Source organism: Mesorhizobium sp. WSM4898 (assembly GCF_029625845.1).
GTDB lineage: Bacteria > Pseudomonadota > Alphaproteobacteria > Rhizobiales > Rhizobiaceae > Mesorhizobium.
In genome coordinates this window covers 1,149,679-1,167,681 of the sequence record NZ_JARTVQ010000002.1, presented here as the reverse complement: position 1 = coordinate 1,167,681, position 18,003 = coordinate 1,149,679, and the positions used below count along the sequence as shown (strand labels likewise).

12 protein-coding genes are annotated in these 18,003 nt (G+C 64.5%); 11 read left to right on the top strand and 1 reads right to left on the bottom strand.

Translation table 11 applies throughout. The features are described 5' to 3' along the window. Window positions 1-134: 134 nt before the first annotated feature. The 7 genes from P9228_RS13025 (at window position 135) to P9228_RS12995 (ending at window position 8,979) form a co-directional block, all read left to right on the top strand. Window positions 135-1,235 carry an ABC transporter ATP-binding protein gene (locus P9228_RS13025; RefSeq protein WP_067326113.1) on the top strand — a complete coding sequence of 367 codons (1,101 nt, stop codon included), beginning with the start codon at window positions 135-137 and terminating at the stop codon, window positions 1,233-1,235. Next, window positions 1,235-2,182: an ABC transporter permease gene (locus P9228_RS13020; RefSeq protein ID WP_082953946.1), complete on the top strand. Its 948-nt coding sequence runs from the start codon at window positions 1,235-1,237 to the stop codon at window positions 2,180-2,182. The genes P9228_RS13025 and P9228_RS13020 overlap by 1 nt, the downstream gene beginning before the upstream one ends. Beyond that, window positions 2,175-2,987, top strand: coding sequence for an ABC transporter permease (locus P9228_RS13015; RefSeq protein ID WP_095777180.1), 813 nt, complete (start codon window positions 2,175-2,177; stop codon window positions 2,985-2,987). Before P9228_RS13020 ends, P9228_RS13015 begins: the two co-directional genes overlap by 8 nt. A gap of 47 nt (window positions 2,988-3,034) precedes the next feature. Further along, window positions 3,035-4,063: an extracellular solute-binding protein gene (locus P9228_RS13010; RefSeq protein ID WP_067002357.1), complete on the top strand. Its 1,029-nt coding sequence runs from the start codon at window positions 3,035-3,037 to the stop codon at window positions 4,061-4,063. A gap of 65 nt (window positions 4,064-4,128) precedes the next feature. Continuing rightward, window positions 4,129-5,325: a serine hydrolase gene (locus tag P9228_RS13005; RefSeq protein ID WP_278053796.1), complete on the top strand. Its 1,197-nt coding sequence runs from the start codon at window positions 4,129-4,131 to the stop codon at window positions 5,323-5,325. 30 nt (window positions 5,326-5,355) lie between these two features. Further along, the gene (locus tag P9228_RS13000) at window positions 5,356-6,534 is read left to right on the top strand and encodes a serine hydrolase (protein WP_278053795.1); all 1,179 of its coding nucleotides are present in this window, start codon (window positions 5,356-5,358) and stop codon (window positions 6,532-6,534) included. A 123-nt stretch (window positions 6,535-6,657) separates the two neighbouring features. Next, window positions 6,658-8,979, top strand: coding sequence for a Tex family protein (locus P9228_RS12995; protein ID WP_278053794.1), 2,322 nt, complete (start codon window positions 6,658-6,660; stop codon window positions 8,977-8,979). Here the strand turns inward: P9228_RS12995 and P9228_RS12990 are convergent, their stop codons facing one another. Continuing rightward, the gene (locus tag P9228_RS12990) at window positions 8,980-9,891 is read right to left on the bottom strand and encodes a LysR family transcriptional regulator (protein ID WP_278053793.1); all 912 of its coding nucleotides are present in this window, start codon (window positions 9,889-9,891) and stop codon (window positions 8,980-8,982) included. Between the two features lie 106 nt (window positions 9,892-9,997). Between P9228_RS12990 and P9228_RS12985 the strand changes: the two genes are divergently transcribed. The 4 genes from P9228_RS12985 to P9228_RS12970 all read left to right on the top strand — a co-directional run bounded on the left by P9228_RS12985 (window position 9,998) and on the right by P9228_RS12970 (window position 17,947). Then, the gene (locus P9228_RS12985; protein ID WP_278053792.1) at window positions 9,998-11,188 is read left to right on the top strand and encodes an acyl-CoA dehydrogenase; all 1,191 of its coding nucleotides are present in this window, start codon (window positions 9,998-10,000) and stop codon (window positions 11,186-11,188) included. 105 nt (window positions 11,189-11,293) lie between these two features. After that, on the top strand, window positions 11,294-14,653 hold the full coding sequence (locus P9228_RS12980; protein ID WP_278053791.1) for a transglutaminase family protein: 3,360 nt from the start codon (window positions 11,294-11,296) through the stop codon (window positions 14,651-14,653). 6 nt (window positions 14,654-14,659) lie between these two features. Further along, entirely contained in the window at window positions 14,660-17,071 is a 2,412-nt protein-coding gene (locus tag P9228_RS12975; RefSeq protein ID WP_278053789.1) for a circularly permuted type 2 ATP-grasp protein, read from the top strand. Then, entirely contained in the window at window positions 17,072-17,947 is an 876-nt protein-coding gene (locus tag P9228_RS12970) for a transglutaminase family protein (protein ID WP_095823370.1), read from the top strand. The last annotated feature ends 56 nt before the right edge of the window (window positions 17,948-18,003 follow it).

Sequence of the window (18,003 nt, the reverse complement as noted above, 5' to 3'; positions counted from 1 at the left end):
GGCCTGAGGCTGGCATGGGTATTGCGTTAAAAAAACGAGTAGCAGCTCCGCAGTTGCCAAGCCGGTCGGCTTATGGTGACAATCAAACAGGAACGCACCTGCCGCCAAGAGCAGGCTCTCTCAATGGGGTAATCGTGCCGGAACAACCGGGTAAGAACGCGATCGAAGTTCGCGGCGTACGAAAAGTATTTGGAACCGGTGAAAACCAGGTAGCCGCTCTCGACACGGTGTCCGTCTCGATCCGCGAGAACGAGTTTTTCACGCTGCTCGGCCCGTCCGGATGCGGAAAGACGACGCTTTTGAGACTGATTGCCGGCTTCGATTTCCCAAGCGCCGGCGAAATCATGCTGCACGGCCAGGACATCGCGCCGCTGCCGCCGTTCAAGCGACCCGTCAACACCGTCTTCCAGAGCTACGCGCTCTTCCCGCACATGACGGTGGCGCAGAACATCGGCTTCGGTCTGGAGATGCTCGGCAAGCCCAAGGGCGAAATCGAGGCACGGGTCGCTCAGATGCTGAAACTGGTCAAGATGGAGGCGCTCAAGGCGCGCCGCACCAGCCAGATCTCGGGCGGCCAGCAGCAGCGCGTGGCGCTCGCCCGGGCGCTCGCGCCACAGCCGAAGGTGCTCTTGCTCGACGAGCCGCTCTCGGCGCTCGACTACAAGCTGCGCAAGGAGATGCAGATCGAACTGAAGCGGCTGCAGCACGAGACCGGCATCACCTTCATCTTCGTCACCCACGACCAAGAAGAAGCGCTGACCATGTCCGACCGCATCGCGGTGATGTCGGCCGGCAAGATCCTCCAGGTCGGCACGCCGCGCGACATCTACGACAAGCCGGCGGAACGCTTCGTCGCCGATTTCATCGGCGAGACGAATTTCTTGGCCGGCACGGTGTTGTCGAAGAAGCCAGGGGCGGCCACGGTCAAATTCGCCAGCAACGCGACGATCGCCGCCGGTTATCCGGAGGGCTTCGATCCGACAGGCGAGGTGACGCTGGTGGTGCGTCCCGAGCATGCCGACCTGGTGCCCGATCCGACCAAGGGCACGATCGCTGGAACGCTTTCCAACATCGTCTATTTCGGCACCGATACGCATTACCACGTGAGGCTCGACGGCGGTGAGAACTTCATCGTGCGCCATCAGAACAGCCGCTCGTCTCCGGTGACCTACGAGACCGGCGCCAAGGTCGGCATCCAGTTCGAGGAGGGCGCCGCGCGCGTCCTGAAAGACTGATGACGACAGCCACGCTCTCCCCGACCATGCCTTCCAAGGCCGCGTTGTTCGAAGCCCAGGCGGTGAAAGCCGGCGCGCGACGCAACCGCCTGCTGTCGCTGCCGGCGCTGCTCATCATCGGCATTTTCGGCGTGCTCCCGCTTTTGATCATCTGCGTCTATTCGTTTCTGGCCGCCGCGCCCTATGGCGGCGTGCAGTGGCGGTTCTCGACCGACGCCTATCTGAACTTCCTGTTCCAGCGCGACATCTTCGACGACACCCTGCAGTTCACGCCGGACTTCCTGATCATCTATCTGCGCTCGTTCCTGTTCGCGGTGGTGACGACGATCATCTGCCTGCTGCTCGGATTTCCGACCGCCTATTTCATGGCGACGCGACCGCCGGCGCAGCGCAACTGGTGGGTGCTTCTGATCACCATCCCGTTCTGGTCGAACCTTTTGGTCCGCACGCTGGCGATCATGTTCATCATCCGCGACGAAGGGCTGATCAATAACGCGCTGCTGGGGCTCGGCGTGATCGATAAGCCGATCACCATGCTCTACACCAATTTCGCAATCCAACTCGGCCTGCTCTATGCCTTTCTGCCGTTCATGGTGCTGCCGCTCTATTCCAGCCTGGAGAAGCTCGATTTCCGGCTGATCGAGGCGGCCTACGACCTCTATGCGACGCGCCGCCAGGTGTTGTGGCGGGTGATCATCCCGCTGTCGAAGCCCGGCATCATCGCCGGCTGCCTGCTCGTCTTCATCCCGGCGCTCGGCGCTTATGTCACGCCGCTGATCCTCGGCGGGGGCGTCCACCTGATGATCGGCGATCTCATCGCCCAGCAATTCGGATCGGGGCGCAACTGGCCGCTCGGCTGCGCGCAGGCGCTGATCCTGATGGCCGCGGTGCTGGTGGCGCTGTTCTTCTACGTCCGCAATACGTCAGGGAAGGTGCAGCATGGCTGAGCCGCGCAGCATCGACATCAAGGAGCAGCCGGGCTTCCGCTCGATTGCTGTCATCTGCCTGCTGGTGCTCTACGTGCCGGTGCTGATCCTGATGATCTTCTCGCTGAACAGCGGCTCGCTGGTCACGCATTGGGAGGGCGTCACGCTCGGCTGGTACGGCAGCGCATTGCGCAACGAGGAATTCCACAACGCTGCCCGCAACACGCTGATCATCTCGATCAGCGCCACGATAATCTCTACCGTGTGCGCGACGCTCGCGGCGATCGGCATGACAAGAGTGAAGCCGTGGCGCGGGCTGGCGGCGGCCTTCATGGTCATCAATCTGCCACTGATGGTGCCGGAAATCATCACGGCGGTGGCGACGCTCTCCTTCTTCGCGCTGATCGCCGGCACGTTCGGGCTGAATTTCGGCATCGGCAATCTGATCCTCGCCCACACCGTGTTCTGCATTCCGTTCGCCTACATGCCGATCCGGGCGCGGCTGGAAGACATGGACCTGACGCTGGAATATGCCGCCGCCGACCTTTACGCGACGCCGTGGAAGGCCTTCAAGCGCATCACGCTGCCGTTGCTTGTTCCCGGCATCATGTCGGGCGCAGCACTCGCCTTCATCGTCTCATTCGACGATTTCACCATCACCCAGCTCGTCGCCGGCCCCGGCCAGACGACTTTGCCCCTCTATATCTGGAACCAGATCCGGCGGCCGATGACGCCGGAGATCAACGCCATCTCCACCATCCTGCTTTTGGTGTCGATCCTGTTCGTCTCGGTCTCGTTCCTGATCGCGCGGCGACGCGCCAAATGATCCGTGAGCTCCAACACAAAACAATGGGAAGGCAAGGAGAACATCAAATGTCTGGAAAACTGATGGCGGCCGTTTCCGCGGCCGTGCTGTTATGGGCCGTTCCGGCGCTCGCCGACGGCGAATTGCATATCTACAACTGGGGCGACTACACCAACCCCAAGCTGATCGAGAAGTTCGAAAAGCAGTACAACGTCAAGGTGACGCTGGACGACTACGATTCCAACGAAACCATGCTGTCCAAGGTGCGCGCCGGCAATTCGGGCTACGACATCGTCGTGCCGTCCGACTACACCGTGAAGATCATGATCGAGGAGGGCCTGCTCGAAAAGACCGAGCCCAACGCGATGCCGAACGGCAAGAACATCGATCCACGCTTCCTCGATATCTACTGGGACTCCGGACGCCATTACACCGCGCCGTGGCAATTCGGCACGACGGCGTTCTCCGTCAATACGGATAAGTTCAAGGGCGACATCAACACGCTGGCCATCCTGTTCAACCCGCCGGACGAACTGAAGGGCCAGATCAACGTGCTCGACGACGTCAACACCGTCATGCACGCGGCCGAGCGCTATGCCGGCGTGCCGCGCTGCGGCGCAGACAAGGCCAGCCTGAAAAAGATCAACGACATACTGATGGCCGCCAAGCCGTCATGGAAGACCTTCAGCTACGACACGATCACCAAGATCACTTCCGGCGACGTGATCGTGACCGAACAGTGGAATGGTGCGGCCTACCGCTCGCGTCAGAAGATCCCGGCGATCAAATATGCCTATCCGAAGGAAGGCATCGAGGGCTGGATGGACAATGTCGCGGTGCTGAAGGGCGCCAAGAACCTGGAGAACGCCAAGCTCTTCCAGGATTTCGTCATGGCGCCTGAGAACGCGGCGCTGATCTCCGAGTATGCCGGTTACGACAACGGCATCGCCGGCAGCCACAAATTTCTGCCTGCAGAGTTCGCCAACTCGCCGGAAATCAGCCCGCCGGCCGGCTCGCCGACGCCGGAATTCGTGCCGCCGTGCCCGCCAGATGTGGTGGAGATCTACAACAAGATCTGGACCAACCTGCGCAAGTAACTGAGCGGGAACGCATGAAGGGAGGGGAGGCTCCGGCCTCCCTTTCTTATGTGCAGGGAGGATTGATGGCATCTTACCGCAACTCCGATCCGCGGCCGCCGATCATGCAGGGCTCGCCGCCGGCCATGGCTCTGCCGAAGCTCGACTGGGATCGGCCACCGTGGAACCGCTGGGCCTTCCAGCACGTGCGTGAGTTTTTGCCGACCGTCGAGGTCTGGCGCGGCCAAGGTCATCGCCGTCGGCTCGATCGCGCCGAGGTCGATCTCGATGACCTGGCGGTGGCGGATAGCGAGGGCCGTCCGACAACGCTCGCAGGCCTGCTCGATGAGACCTACACGGACGGTTTGCTGGTGTTGAAGGACGGCAGGGTCGCCTATGAGCGCTACTTCAACGGCATGGACGAACGCACGCTGCATCTGTCGCAGTCGATGGCAAAGTCGGTCACCGGATCGGTGTTCGGCATCCTGGTCGGGCGCGGCCTGATCGACCCGGCCAGGCTGGTGACGGATTATCTTCCGGAGCTCGGCGAGAGCGCCTGGACCGGGGCCACCGTGCAGCAAGTGCTCGACATGACGACCGGCGTGCGCTTCTCGGAAGAGTACACGGATCGCTATTCCGAGATCGGTCAGGTCGATGTCGCCACCGGCTGGAAGCCGATCCCGCCGGGCAGCGATCCTGATTTCCGGTGGCCCGCGCATCTGTTCGAGCTGATCCTGCGCCTGAAGGACAAGGTGCGCGAACATGGCGAGGCCTTCGAGTACCGCTCGATCGAGACCGATGTGCTTGCCTTCATCATGGAGCGGGTGAGCGGCAAGCGCCTGGCGCAGCTAGTCTCGGAAGAACTCTGGCAAAAGCTCGGCGCCGACGAGAGCGCCTGTTTCACAGTCGACAGCGCCGGGTATGCGCTGGCCGATGGCGGCTTCAACGCGACGCTGCGCGATTATGGCCGCTTCGGCCAGTTGATCCTCGACAATGGCGGCGGGGTCATCCCTGCCGAGTGGATCGAGGCGACGCGCAGCGGCAAGCACGGACCGGACTTCAGCCCGAGCCTTCCGGACGGCAGCTACCGCAACCAGTTCTGGATCGAGGATCCACGCTCTCGCGCACTGATGTGCAAGGGCGTGTTCGGCCAGATGATCCATATCAGCTGGGAGCACAGGATGGTCGTCGTGAAGCTTTCGACCTATCCGGATTTCCTCAACGCCGCCTATTCGGTGGCGACGCTTAAGGCCGTGCACGCCATAGCCGCCGCGCTAGGCTGAAAGTCAGAGATAGACGACCGGGAGACAATCGTGACCGGCAACACCGCGTTCGAGACCAGATACGGCTTTGCCCGCAAGGATGTGCGGCTCGATAATTGGCGGCTGAGGCCGTTCAGCCAATGGTCGTTCCAGAATGTCGGCGAACTGGTGCCGAGCGTCCACGTTGCCGCCGCGCCCGGCGGCGAGGAAGAGGTGAAATCGCTCGGCGCGCTGCTCGAGGAGAAAGTCACCTTGGCCGGCGGCGCCGAAACAGTCGAAGCATTCCTGAAGCGCTCCGACACTGACGGGCTGACGATCCTGAAGGGCGGCAGGCTGGTCGGCGATTGGTCGGCCCCGCATATGGCGTTCGGTCAGCGCCACATCATCTTTTCGATCAGCAAGTCGGTGACGGCGATCCTCGCCGGCATCCTGCAAGGCGAGGGAGTGTTCGACCCGGAAGCGCCGGTGACAGAATACATCCCCGAAGCCAAGGGCTCGGCCTATGGCGATGCGAGCGTGCGCAATGTGCTCGACATGACGGTCAGCCTCGACTTCGAGGAGGCCTATCTCGATCCGGAAAGCGCCTTCGCCCGCTATCGCCGCGCGACACTGTGGAATCCAGGCGGCGGGTCGGAAAGCCTCGCTGCGTTTCTGTTGACGTTGCCGCGGCTCGCCGAGCCGCATGGGGAGACCTACCGTTATCGCTCACCCAATTCGGATATGCTGGGCATCCTGGTGGAGCGGGCATCCGGCAAACGCGTCAGCGACTTGCTCAGCGAGAAACTGTGGCTGCCGCTGGGCGCCGCGAGCGAGATGTCAGTGACGGTCGACATGGAAGGCACGGCGCGTACCGCCGGCGGCATGTCGATGACGCCGCGCGACCTTGCCCGCATCGGCGAGATGATGCGACAGGGCGGCACGGCCAATGGCCGCCGCATCGTGCCGGAAACCTGGGTGCATGACACGGTTGCCAGCGGCGGCAGCCACGAAGCCTGGCGGCGCGGCACGATGGTGTTCCTCTTCCCCAAGGGCCGCTACCGCAACAAATGGTACCAGATGGGCACGCCAAGCGGCGCCTTCTGCGGCATCGGCATTCACGGCCAGTGGATCTACGTCAACCCGAGCGACGAGGTGGTCATCGCCAAGATGTCGTCGCAGCCGGAACCGGTCGACGATCAGCTTGATCTCGATGTCGTCGCCTTCTTCGAGGCCCTGAGCCGGACGGTTTGAGCCGTTCGGCTGGTCTTTCCTCGCAGCTCTTTCCTGTGGAGCTTTCCCGTCGGGTTGAGACAGCGCGGTTGGCGCAGCCGTCGTCCCGGCCTATTGTCGCCGCTCTTTTCGGCAGGAACCAGCATGGCATCGGACATCAAGCGCATCGCAGCAATCATCGCGGCCGAGATCGGCTCGCGGCCGGAGCAGGCGGCAGCCGCAATCGGGCTGCTGGACGAGGGTGCAACGGTGCCTTTCGTGGCGCGCTACCGCAAGGAGGTCACCGGCGGCCTCGACGACACGCAGTTGCGCGACCTTTCCGAGCGGCTTGCCTATCTGCGCGAGCTGGATGCGCGCCGCGACACCATCCTCGGTTCGATCCGTGAGCAGGGCAAGCTGACCGAGGACCTCGAGGCAAAAATCGCGGAGGCGACCACCAAGGCCGAGCTCGAAGACATCTACCTGCCATACAAGCCGAAGCGCCGCACCAAGGCCGAGATCGCCAGGGAACGTGGACTGGGGCCGCTGGCCGAGGCCATCCTCGCCGACCGTTCGGCGGTGCCTGCCGAACTCGCGCTAGCCTATCTCACAGAGGAGGTTCCCGACGCCAAGGCAGCGCTCGAAGGCGCGCGCGACATCCTGTCCGAACAGTTCGCCGAGAATGCCGAGCTGGTCGGCAGGCTGCGCGCCTATATGAAGGAGCGCGCCTTCCTGCGCGCCAGGGTCGTCGACGGCAAGCAGGAGGCGGGCGCGAAATTCTCCGACTATTTCGATCATGTCGAGCGCTGGGCGAACGTGCCCAGCCATCGCGCCTTGGCCATGCTGCGTGGCCGCAACGAAGAGGTGCTGTCGCTCGACATCGAAGTCGATGCCGACGATCAATCGCCGGTGAAACCGGTCGAGCGGATGATCGCCAACGCCTATGCGATTGGTAGCACCCTGCCGGGCGACCGCTGGCTGATGGAAGTGGCCGGCTGGACCTGGCGGATAAAACTATCGCTCCATCTGACGCTTGATTTGATGCGCGACCTGCGCGAGCGGGCCGAGGACGAGGCCATCCATGTCTTTGCCCGCAACCTCAAGGACCTGCTGCTCGCCGCGCCCGCCGGCTCCCGGCCCACGATGGGTCTCGATCCCGGCATCCGCACCGGCGTCAAGGTGGCGGTGGTCGACGGTACCGGCAAGCTGGTGGCGACGACCACCGTCTATCCGTTTCCGCCAAAGAACGATGTGCGCGGCACGCAGGCGGAACTTGCCAGGCTCATTCGCTTCCACAAGGTGGAGCTGATCTCGATCGGCAACGGCACCGGCAGCCGCGAGACCGAGAAGCTGGTGGCCGACATGCTCGCCAGCCTGCCGTCCGACGGCGGGCCGAAGCCGATCAAGGTGATCGTCAGCGAAGCCGGCGCGTCGGTCTATTCGGCCTCGGCGACGGCGGCCGCCGAGTTTCCCGACCTCGACGTGTCGCTGCGCGGCGCTGTGTCGATCGCGAGACGCCTGCAGGACCCGCTCGCCGAGCTGGTCAAGATCGAGCCGAAGTCGATCGGTGTCGGCCAGTATCAGCACGATGTCGACCAGTACCGGCTCGGCCGCTCGCTGGAGGCGGTGGTGGAGGATGCGGTCAATGCCGTCGGCGTCGACCTCAACACGGCATCGGCGCCGCTCTTGGCGCGCGTGTCGGGACTGGGGCCATCGCTTGCCGAAGCGATCGTCGCGCATCGCGACGTCGGCGGTCCGTTCGCTACGCGCCGCGATCTGCTGAACGTGGCGCGGCTTGGACCGCGCGCGTTCGAGCAGTGCGCAGGCTTCCTGCGCATCCCGAACGGCTCCGAGCCGCTCGACGCTTCATCCGTGCATCCGGAAGCCTATGGCGTGGCAAAGAAGATCGTCGCCGCCTGCGGCCGCGACGTGCGCGCGCTGATGGGCGACAGTGCCGCGCTCAAGGCACTCGACCCTCGTGTCTTCGTCGACGAGCGCTTCGGCCTGCCGACGGTACGCGACATCATCGCGGAACTGGAAAAGCCCGGACGCGACCCGCGGCCGGGCTTCAAGACGGCGACCTTTGCCGAAGGCGTCGACGACATCAAGGACCTGAAGCCCGACATGCTGCTCGAAGGCACGGTCACCAATGTCGCCGCCTTCGGCGCCTTCGTGGACATCGGCGTGCACCAGGACGGGCTGGTGCATGTCTCGCAGCTGGCCGACCGCTTCATCAAGGACGCGCATGAGGTGGTAAAGGCCGGCGATGTCGTGAAAGTTCGGGTGGTCGATGTCGACATCAAGCGCAATCGCATCGGCCTCTCGATGCGCAAGGATGGCGGCCAGGGTGGGGCGCCTCGGGTCGGCGAGCGCGACAGCGGCGGCGGCAAGCCCGTACCGCGCTCGCCGGCGCCGCAGCGCCAGCCTGAAAAGCCGTCACAGGGTGCGTTCGGCGCGGCGCTCGCCGAGGCGATGAAGCGGAAATAGCTACCACGCCAGAACAGCCGGCTCCTTCTCAACCTGGCCCCGCAGCCAGTCGCGAAAGCTGGCAACCGGCGGATGGCCGCGCTTGGCGTGCGGCACGACCAGATAATAGGCACTGCGGCTCTGCATCGGCTTGCCCGGCGCCGGCACCAACTGGCCACGCTGCAATTCTCCGGCAATCAGGATCTGCGGCAGCAGCGCCACGCCGAGCCCCGCCATGCAGGCCTGCGCGACCGTACCGAACTGCTCGAACTGCATGCCGGGGCCGGTCGGCGCGTCGAGCTCCTGATGCTCGAACCATTCGCTCCAGGCGTCGGGACGCGTTGCCATGTGCAGCAACGGCAGGCGGCCGATATCGGCCGGCGTCGCGACCTTCCGCTGCGCCAGGAATTCGGGCGCGGCGACCGGCATCACGGTCTCGCGCATCAAAAGCGTGCAATCAGCGTCCGGCCAATCAGGCATGCCGTGGTGGATTGCGGCGTCGAGCCGCTCACGCGCGAAGTCGAAGCGGCCAATGCGCGTGGCGAAATTGATCGTGATGTCCGGATGACGGGCGACGAAATCTGGAATGAGCGGCATCAGCCAGCGCGTGCCGAAGGTCGGCAGGATGGCAAGGTTGAGAACACCGCTATGCCGATTGCTCATCAATCCAAGCGCCGCATCGCGCAATTGCGCAAGTGCTGAGCGCACCGCGCCGGCATAGATTTCGCCCGCCGTGGACAGCCTGACATTGCGGCTGTCGCGTTCGAAAAGCCGGCGCCCGAACTGCTCTTCCAGCAGATTGATCTGCCGGCTGACGGCACCTTGCGTGAGATCGAGCTCGCGGGCCGCGGCGGTGAAGGAGCCGAGACGCGCCACTGCCTCGAAGGCGGCAAGCGCGCTGATGTTTGGCAAGAGGCGACGCTGGACGTTCATGATCTATTACTATCGCTCATTGATGCTTGATGCAATTTCGTTTGATTTTTTCCAGATGGAGGCGGATAAGCCGGGCCATCCAAGATTTTACCGGGAGACCCACCTCATGGCCGCCGAGAAGAACGCCTTCGTCTGGAACGATCCCTTCCTGATCGAGGACCAGCTTTCCGAAGACGAGCGGATGGTGCGCGACGGCGCAGCGGCGTTCGCCGCCGACAAGCTGGCGCCCCGCATCGAGGAAGCCTATGCCGATGAGAAAACCGATCCCTCGATCTTCCGCGAGATGGGCGAGGCGGGCCTGCTCGGCATTACCATTCCGGAAGAATATGGCGGGCTCGGCGCCAACTACGTCACCTACGGGCTGGTGGCGCGCGAAGTCGAACGCATCGATTCCGGCTATCGCTCGATGATGAGCGTGCAGTCGTCGCTGGTCATGTATCCGATCCATGCCTACGGCTCGGAAGAGCAGCGCAAGAAGTACCTGCCGAAGCTCGCCTCCGGCGAATGGATCGGCTGCTTCGGCCTCACCGAGCCGGATGCCGGCTCCGATCCGGGCGGCATGAAGACACGGGCCGAGAAGACGGCGAACGGCTACAGGCTTTCCGGCTCCAAGATGTGGATTTCCAACGCGCCGATCGCCGACGTCTTCGTCGTCTGGGCAAAGTCGGCCGCGCATGACAACCAGATCCGCGGCTTCGTGCTGGAAAACGGCCTGAAGGGGCTGTCGGCGCCGAAGATCGGCGGCAAGCTTTCGCTGCGAGCCTCAATCACCGGCGAGGTTGTGATGGAAGGCGTCGAGGTCGGCGAGGAGGCGCTGCTGCCCAATGTCTCGGGCCTGAAGGGACCCTTCGGCTGTCTCAACCGCGCGCGCTACGGCATCTCGTGGGGCGCCATGGGCGCGGCCGAGGATTGCTGGCACCGCGCGCGGCAGTACGGCCTCGACCGCAAGCAGTTCGGCAAGCCGCTCGCCGGCACGCAGCTCTTCCAGAAGAAGCTCGCCGACATGCAGACCGAGATCGCGCTCGGCCTGCAGGGTTCGCTGCGCGTCGGCCGGCTGATGGACGAGGGCAAGATGGCGCCGGAGATGATTTCGATCGTCAAGCGCAACAATTGCGGCAAGGCGCTCGACATCGCCCGCCAGGCTCGCGACATGCATGGCGGCAACGGCATCCAGATCGGCTATCACGTGATGCGTCATGCCCAGAACCTAGAGACGGTCAACACCTATGAGGGCACGCATGACGTGCATGCGCTGATACTGGGTAGGGCGCAGACGGGGCTTCAGGCGTTTTTCTAAGCTGGCAACGCTGCTTAAATTAGGTGCAGCGCAACATCTCTGCTTGGAGAATGCCCAGCACTTATGTCAGGGTTCGGCGATTGAAACGCCGTTCCCCGGGGCACCATGGCAATTCTGGCAGCCGTCCACCACCTGACCCATTACAAATACGACCGGCCGGTCGTTCTCGGCCCTCAGGTGATCAGGCTGCAGCCGGCGCCGCATTCGCGCACCAAGGTGCTCAGCCATTCGCTGAAGGTCGAGCCGAAGAACCATTTCGTCAACCTGCAGCAGGACCCGTACGGCAACTTCCTCGCCCGCTTCGTCTTCCCGGAGCCGGTGACGGAACTGAAGATCCAAGTCGATCTAGTCGCCGATATGACGGTCTATAATCCGTTCGATTTCTTCGTCGAGGAATCAGCCGAGAATTTCCCGTTCGAGTACCCGGAAGAGATCAGGCAAGACCTCGCTATATACCGCACGCCCGAGCCGGCCGGCCCGTTGCTGTCGGCCTTCCTGAAAACCATCGACCGCAGTCCGACAAACACGGTCAACTTCCTGGTCGGCCTCAACGCGCGGCTGCAGCGCGAAATCGCTTATATCGTGCGCATGGAGACCGGCGTCTATTGGCCGGAGGAGACGCTGGCCGCCGGCAAAGGCTCGTGCCGAGATTCGAGCTGGCTGCTGGTGCAGATCCTGCGCAACCTCGGCATCGCAGCGCGTTTTGTCTCCGGTTACCTGATCCAGTTGAAGCCGGACCTCGTCTCGTTGGACGGACCGCCTGGAACCTCGGTCGATTTCACCGACCTGCACGCCTGGTGCGAAGTCTATATTCCGGGCGCCGGCTGGATCGGCTTCGACCCGACTTCCGGTTTGCTCACCGGCGAAAGCCATGTGCCGCTGGCGGCGACGCCGCATTTCCGCAATGCCGCGCCGATCTCGGGCATGGCGAGCTTCGCCAATGTCGATTTCGACTTCGACATGCGCGTCGATCGCATCGCCGAGCATCCGCGCATCACCAAGCCGTTCTCGGATGAAAGCTGGGAGGCGCTCGACGCCTTGGGCAACAAGGTCGACGCGGTTTTGCGGGAACAGGATGTGCGGCTCACCATGGGCGGCGAGCCGACCTTCGTGTCGATCGATGATTTCGAGGCTGCCGAATGGAATACGGCGGCCGTCGGGCCGACCAAGCGCGACAAGGCGGATCAGCTGATCCGCCGGCTGCGCGAGCGCTTCGCGCCGGGCGGTTTCCTCCACTACGGGCAAGGCAAGTGGTATCCGGGCGAGAGCCTGCCGCGCTGGACCTTCTCGCTCTTTTGGCGCACCGATGGCGAGCCGGTCTGGCGCGACCCGTCGCTGATCGCGCGCGAAACGAGCACCGTCTCTGTCGGGCCTGAGCAGGCCGCAAGCTTGCTCACGGCGATCGCCGCCGAGCTCGGCATCGACAAGGCGATGGTCGGCGAGGCCTATGAGGATCCGGCCGAATGGCTGCTCAAGGAAGGCAAGCTGCCGGATAATGTCGACCCGTCCAACTCGAAGCTGGAGGATCCGGAAGAGCGCAGCCGCATGGCACGTGTGTTCGAGCGCGGCCTGACCAAGCCGTCAGGCTATGTGCTGCCGGTGCAGCGCTGGAACAGCCAGGCCGCCGGGCAGCGCTGGCGTTCGGAAAAGTGGAAGACGCGGCGCGGCCGGCTGTTCCTGGTGCCGGGCGATTCCCCGGTCGGTTATCGGCTGCCGCTCGGCGCGCTGCCTTACGTGCCGCCGGCGCAGTACCCCTATATCGTGCCGGTCGATCCGTCGCTGCCGCGCGCTACGCTGCCGGCGCGCGACGCTCTCTTGCCGGAACCTGCCCCAGCAGAACTTGAGGGCCCCGAAGAAATGGCGCGCCGCCAGCTGGCAGCGTCCTTCACCGCGACAACGGGCCAGCAGGACCGCGTCGAGCAGGAGATCACCGAGATCGGCGGTGCGGTGCGCACGGCGCTCACCGTCGAGCCTCGTGACGGGCGGCTCTGCGTGTTCATGCCGCCGGTCGAGGCGCTTGAGGACTATCTTGAGCTGGTGGCGGCGGCCGAGAACGCGGCCAAGGCGATCGGCCTGCCGGTGCATATCGAGGGTTATGGGCCGCCGCACGACCCGCGCCTCAACGTCATCCGCGTGGCGCCCGATCCCGGCGTCATCGAGGTAAACATCCACCCGGCCGCCGACTGGCGGGAATGCGTCGCGACGACCACGGCGATCTATGAGGAAGCCAGGCAGTCGCGGCTCGGCACCGACAAGTTCATGATCGACGGCCGTCACACCGGCACGGGCGGCGGCAATCATGTCGTTGTCGGCGGTGCGACGCCCAACGATAGTCCGTTCCTGCGCCGGCCGGACCTGTTGAAGAGCCTGGTGCTGCAATGGCAGCGGCACCCATCGCTCTCCTATCTGTTTTCCGGCCTGTTCATCGGCCCCACCAGCCAGGCGCCGCGCATCGACGAGGCACGGCATGATTCCCTCTATGAACTCGAGATCGCGCTGGCCCAGGTGCCGCATCCCGACAAGGGCGAGGCGCCGTTGCCGTGGCTGGTCGACCGGCTGTTCCGCAATCTCTTGACCGACGTGACCGGCAACACGCACCGTTCGGAAATCTGCATCGACAAATTGTTCTCGCCGGACGGTCCGACGGGACGGCTCGGTTTGGTCGAGTTCCGCGGCTTCGAAATGCCACCCAATGCCCGGATGTCGCTCGCCCAGCAATTGCTGGTCCGCGCTATCATCGCGCGGGCTTGGAAGAACCCGCTCGACGGCCGCTTCGCGCGCTGGGGCACGTCGCTGCATGACCGTTTCATGCTGCCGCATTATGTCTGGGCGGATTTCCTCGACGTGCTGGAAGATCTGAAGCTCAACGGCTTCGACTTCCGCCCGGAATGGTTCGCAGCCCAACTCGAATTTCGCTTCCCGTTCTGCGGCGAGGTGCAGCATGGCGGCGTCAAGCTGGAGCTCAGGCAGGCGCTGGAGCCCTGGCATGTGATGGGCGAGCAAGGCGCGATCGGCGGCACGGTCCGCTTCGTCGATTCGTCCATCGAGCGGCTGCAGGTGAGGACGCAAGGCCTCAATCCGGAGCGTCACGCGGTCGTCTGCAACGGCCGCATCGTACCGATGAAGGCGACCGACAGCAGAGAGGTCGCGGTGGCAGGCGTGCGCTTCAAGGCCTGGCAGCCGGCCTCCGGCCTGCATCCGGCCCTTCCGGTCAACACGCCGTTGGTGTTCGACATCTACGACCGCTGGTCGGGCCGCTCGTTGGGAGGCTGCGTCTATCATGTCGCGCATCCGGGCGGCCGCAACTACGAGACCTTCCCGGTCAACGGCAACGAGGCGGAGGCGCGGCGGCTGGCCCGCTTCGAGCCGCGCGGCCATACGCCGGGTGCCTATGTGCTGCGTGAAGAACAAGGTTCTGAAGAGTTTCCCATGACCCTTGACCTCAGGCGACCGGCGAGATTCTGATCGACCATGGCCAAGGGGAATCAGAAACGGGCGGGCGGGAGGCCGCGGGCGCAGAGCCTGTTGGAGCATTACCGGCCGATCGAAGGCGTCGTCGACGAGATGGTCGACGCGTCGGGCAATCCGCGCCCGGCCTGGCGGTCCTTCATCGGAGCGATGGACGATCTGGGGGCTGAGGCGCTCGGACAGCGCTTTGCCCGCGCCGACCAATATCTGCGCGATGCCGGCGTCTACTACCGCGTCTACGACAAAGCCGGCGCCAACGAGCGCGAATGGCCGCTGGCGCATGTCCCGCTGCTGATCGACGAGATGGAATGGGCCGAGATCAGCGCCGGCCTCGTCCAGCGCGCCGACCTGTTCGAGGCGATGCTGGCCGACATTTACGGGCCGAACCGGCTGATCGAGAAGGGAATCCTGCCGGCGGGGCTGATTGCGGCGAGCCCGGAATATCTGCGCCCGGTGGTCGGCGTCCGTCCAGCCAGCGGCCATTTCCTGCACATGGTCGCCTTCGAGCTCGGCCGCGGCCCCGACGGCCGCTGGTGGGTTCTGGGCGACCGCACGCAAGCGCCGTCGGGCGCCGGCTTTGCGCTGGAGAACCGCGTTGCCACCACGCGCGCCTTGTCCGACATCTATGGCGAGCTGCATGTGCATCGCCTGGCCGGCTTCTTCCGCCGCTTCCGTGATGCGCTGAACGGCATGGCGAAGGATTCCGGCGGCCGCGTCGCCATCCTGACGCCCGGACCGCTCAACGAGACCTATTACGAGCACGCCTATATCGCGCGTTATCTCGGCATTATGCTGCTCGAAGGCGAGGACCTGACGGTGTCCGGCGGCCGGCTGATGGTGCGCACGGTTTCGGGCCTGATGCCGATCGGCGTTTTGTGGCGGCGGCTCGATGCCGCTTTCGCCGATCCGCTGGAGCTCAAACCGGACTCGCAGATCGGCACGCCGGGGCTGGTCGAGGCGATCCGGCGCGGCACCGTCTCGGCCGTCAACGGGCTCGGTTCCGGCTTGGCGGAAACGCGGGCGCTGCTTTCTTTCCTGCCGCGGATCGCGCGGGAATTGCATGGCGAGGAACTCAAGCTGCCGAACATTGCGACCTGGTGGTGCGGACAGCAGGCCGAACGCGACCATGTGCTGGCCAATATCGACCGCATGGTGGTTGGCCCGGCGCTGTCGACACGGCTTGCCTTCGAGGACGATGGCGCGACCAGGCTCGGTTCGGCGCTTTCGGCCGGCGAGCGGGCGGAGCTTATCGCGCGGATCGAAGCCGATGGGGTTGGCTTCGTCGGCCAGGAGGCGGTCACGCTCTCGACTACGCCGGTCTTTGCCGGCGGCGGCTTGGAGCCGCGGCCCGCCAGCCTGCGCGTCTACCTGGCGCGAACACACGAAGGCTGGACGGTGATGCCCGGCGGCTTTGCACGCGTCGGCTTCTCGCTCGACCCGACCGCGATGGCCATGCAGCGCGGCGGTCAGGCGGCGGATGTCTGGGTGGTCAGCGACAGGCCTGTCGAGCGGGAGACGCTGCTGCCGCAGGAGACCGACGGCTTCACCCGCACCATGCCCGGCAGCCTGCCGAGCCGCGCCGCGGAAAACCTGACCTGGCTCGGCCGCTATATCGAGCGCTCGGAAGACACGGTGCGGGTGCTGCGCGCTTATCACGTCAGGCTGGCGGAGACATCCGATCACGAGATGCCGCTGCTCGCCGACATCAGAGACTATCTCGAACCGTTCGGCATCGAGGTCGAAACCGCGATCCCGCTTGGATTGATCGGCACATTGGACAGCGCCGTCTACAGCGCCGGCCAGATCCGCGACCGCTTCTCGCCGGATGGCTGGCTGGCGCTGAAGGATCTGTCGAAGACCATCCACAAATTCGCGGAGACGGTCGCTCCGGGCGACGACGCGACGCGGGCGATGACCGTGATGCTGCGAAAGCTTGCGGGCTTCTCGGGGCTGCTGCACGAGAACATGTACCGCTTCACCGGTTGGCGCTTCCTGGAGATCGGCCGCCGACTGGAACGTGGCATCCAGATCGCGCGCACGCTAGCCAGGCTGACAAAGGCAGACGCGCCCGACGGCGCACTCGACATGATGCTGGAGATCGGCGACAGCGTCATGACCCACCGCCGGCAATATCCGGTTCAGTCAGGCCGGCGCACGGTTATCGACCTCTTGGCGCTCGATCCGCTCAACCCGCGCTCCATCCTGTTCCAGCTCGAGCGCCTCAAGGCCGAGATCGGCATGCTGCCTTCCGTCGGGGGCGAGGGACATATGTCGCCTGCGGCGAAAGAAATCCTGCAGCTCAACACGGCGCTCGCCGTGATGGAGCCTCAGGACATGACCGCGAAGGTGCTCGACGATCTCGCCATTCAGATCGGCGATCTCTACAACAGTCTCGCCAAGGCCTATTTCGGATAAATGCTCTACGACATCAGGCTCCATCTTCATTACGGCTATGCGGCCGCAGCCGGCGGCGGCAGGCACCAGGTGCGCGTGCTGCCGCAGACGATCGCCGGCGTGCAGCGGGTTATCGCCGCCTCGCTGTCGTTCCAGCCGAATCCGGCCGAGCGCGCGGATTTTTCCGATTTCTTCGGCAACAACGTCACTGCGATCGCCGTTCGCGACGCGCATGAGGAGCTCCACGTCAGGATGAGCGCCCGTGTGTCGGTGTCGCGGCCGGACGCCGGCCTCGACGTCTCGCCCGACATTCACGGCCTGAGGGCGGAACTCGACGCGGTGCGTTCGCTGTCCGCCGAGGCGCCGCATCACTTCCTCGCCGCCAGCGACCATGCCGGCATCGATCCGGTAATCACGGCCTATGCGCGGGAAAGCCTCGCCGGTTCGGCGATCGCCACGGCGGTCGACCTCTGCAATTGCATCCATCGCGATTTCACCTATGACGGCAAGGCAACCACCGTGCAGACGCGCGCCAGCGATGCCTTTGCGCTTCAACGTGGGGTTTGCCAGGATTTCTCGCACATCATGATCGCCGGGCTGCGCGGGCTTGGCATCCCCGCCGGCTATGTCAGCGGCTTCCTGCGCACGATCCCTCCCAAGGGCAAGCCGAGGCTCGAAGGCGCCGACGCCATGCATGCCTGGGTCAAGGCCTGGTGCGGGCGCGATGCCGGCTGGCAGGAATTCGATCCGACCAACGGCATGCGGGCGAGCAACGACCATATCACGGTGGGATACGGCCGCGACTATTCCGACGTGGCGCCGATTGTCGGCGTCCTGAAAACCACCGGCGAGCAGATCGGCGAGCAGGCGGTCGATGTCATCCCGGTCGCTGCCTGAAGGCGCACGATCGGTGATGCGGCTGCTTCTCAAATCGCGATCCCGCCGCTATCTTG

Bases quoted from the DNA above. Each gene is read 5' to 3' on its own strand.
- P9228_RS13020 (WP_082953946.1), top strand. From the start codon at position 1,235: ATGACGACAGCCACGCTCTCCCCGACCATGCCTTCCAAGGCCGCGTTG.
- P9228_RS13015 (WP_095777180.1), top strand. From the start codon at position 2,175: ATGGCTGAGCCGCGCAGCATCGACATCAAGGAGCAGCCGGGCTTCCGC.
- P9228_RS13010 (WP_067002357.1), top strand. From the start codon at position 3,035: ATGTCTGGAAAACTGATGGCGGCCGTTTCCGCGGCCGTGCTGTTATGG.
- P9228_RS13005 (WP_278053796.1), top strand. From the start codon at position 4,129: ATGGCATCTTACCGCAACTCCGATCCGCGGCCGCCGATCATGCAGGGC.
- P9228_RS12995 (WP_278053794.1), top strand. From the start codon at position 6,658: ATGGCATCGGACATCAAGCGCATCGCAGCAATCATCGCGGCCGAGATC.
- P9228_RS12990 (WP_278053793.1), bottom strand. From the start codon at position 9,891: ATGAACGTCCAGCGTCGCCTCTTGCCAAACATCAGCGCGCTTGCCGCC.
- P9228_RS12985 (WP_278053792.1), top strand. From the start codon at position 9,998: ATGGCCGCCGAGAAGAACGCCTTCGTCTGGAACGATCCCTTCCTGATC.
- P9228_RS12980 (WP_278053791.1), top strand. From the start codon at position 11,294: ATGGCAATTCTGGCAGCCGTCCACCACCTGACCCATTACAAATACGAC.
- P9228_RS12975 (WP_278053789.1), top strand. From the start codon at position 14,660: ATGGCCAAGGGGAATCAGAAACGGGCGGGCGGGAGGCCGCGGGCGCAG.
- P9228_RS12970 (WP_095823370.1), top strand. From the start codon at position 17,072: ATGCTCTACGACATCAGGCTCCATCTTCATTACGGCTATGCGGCCGCA.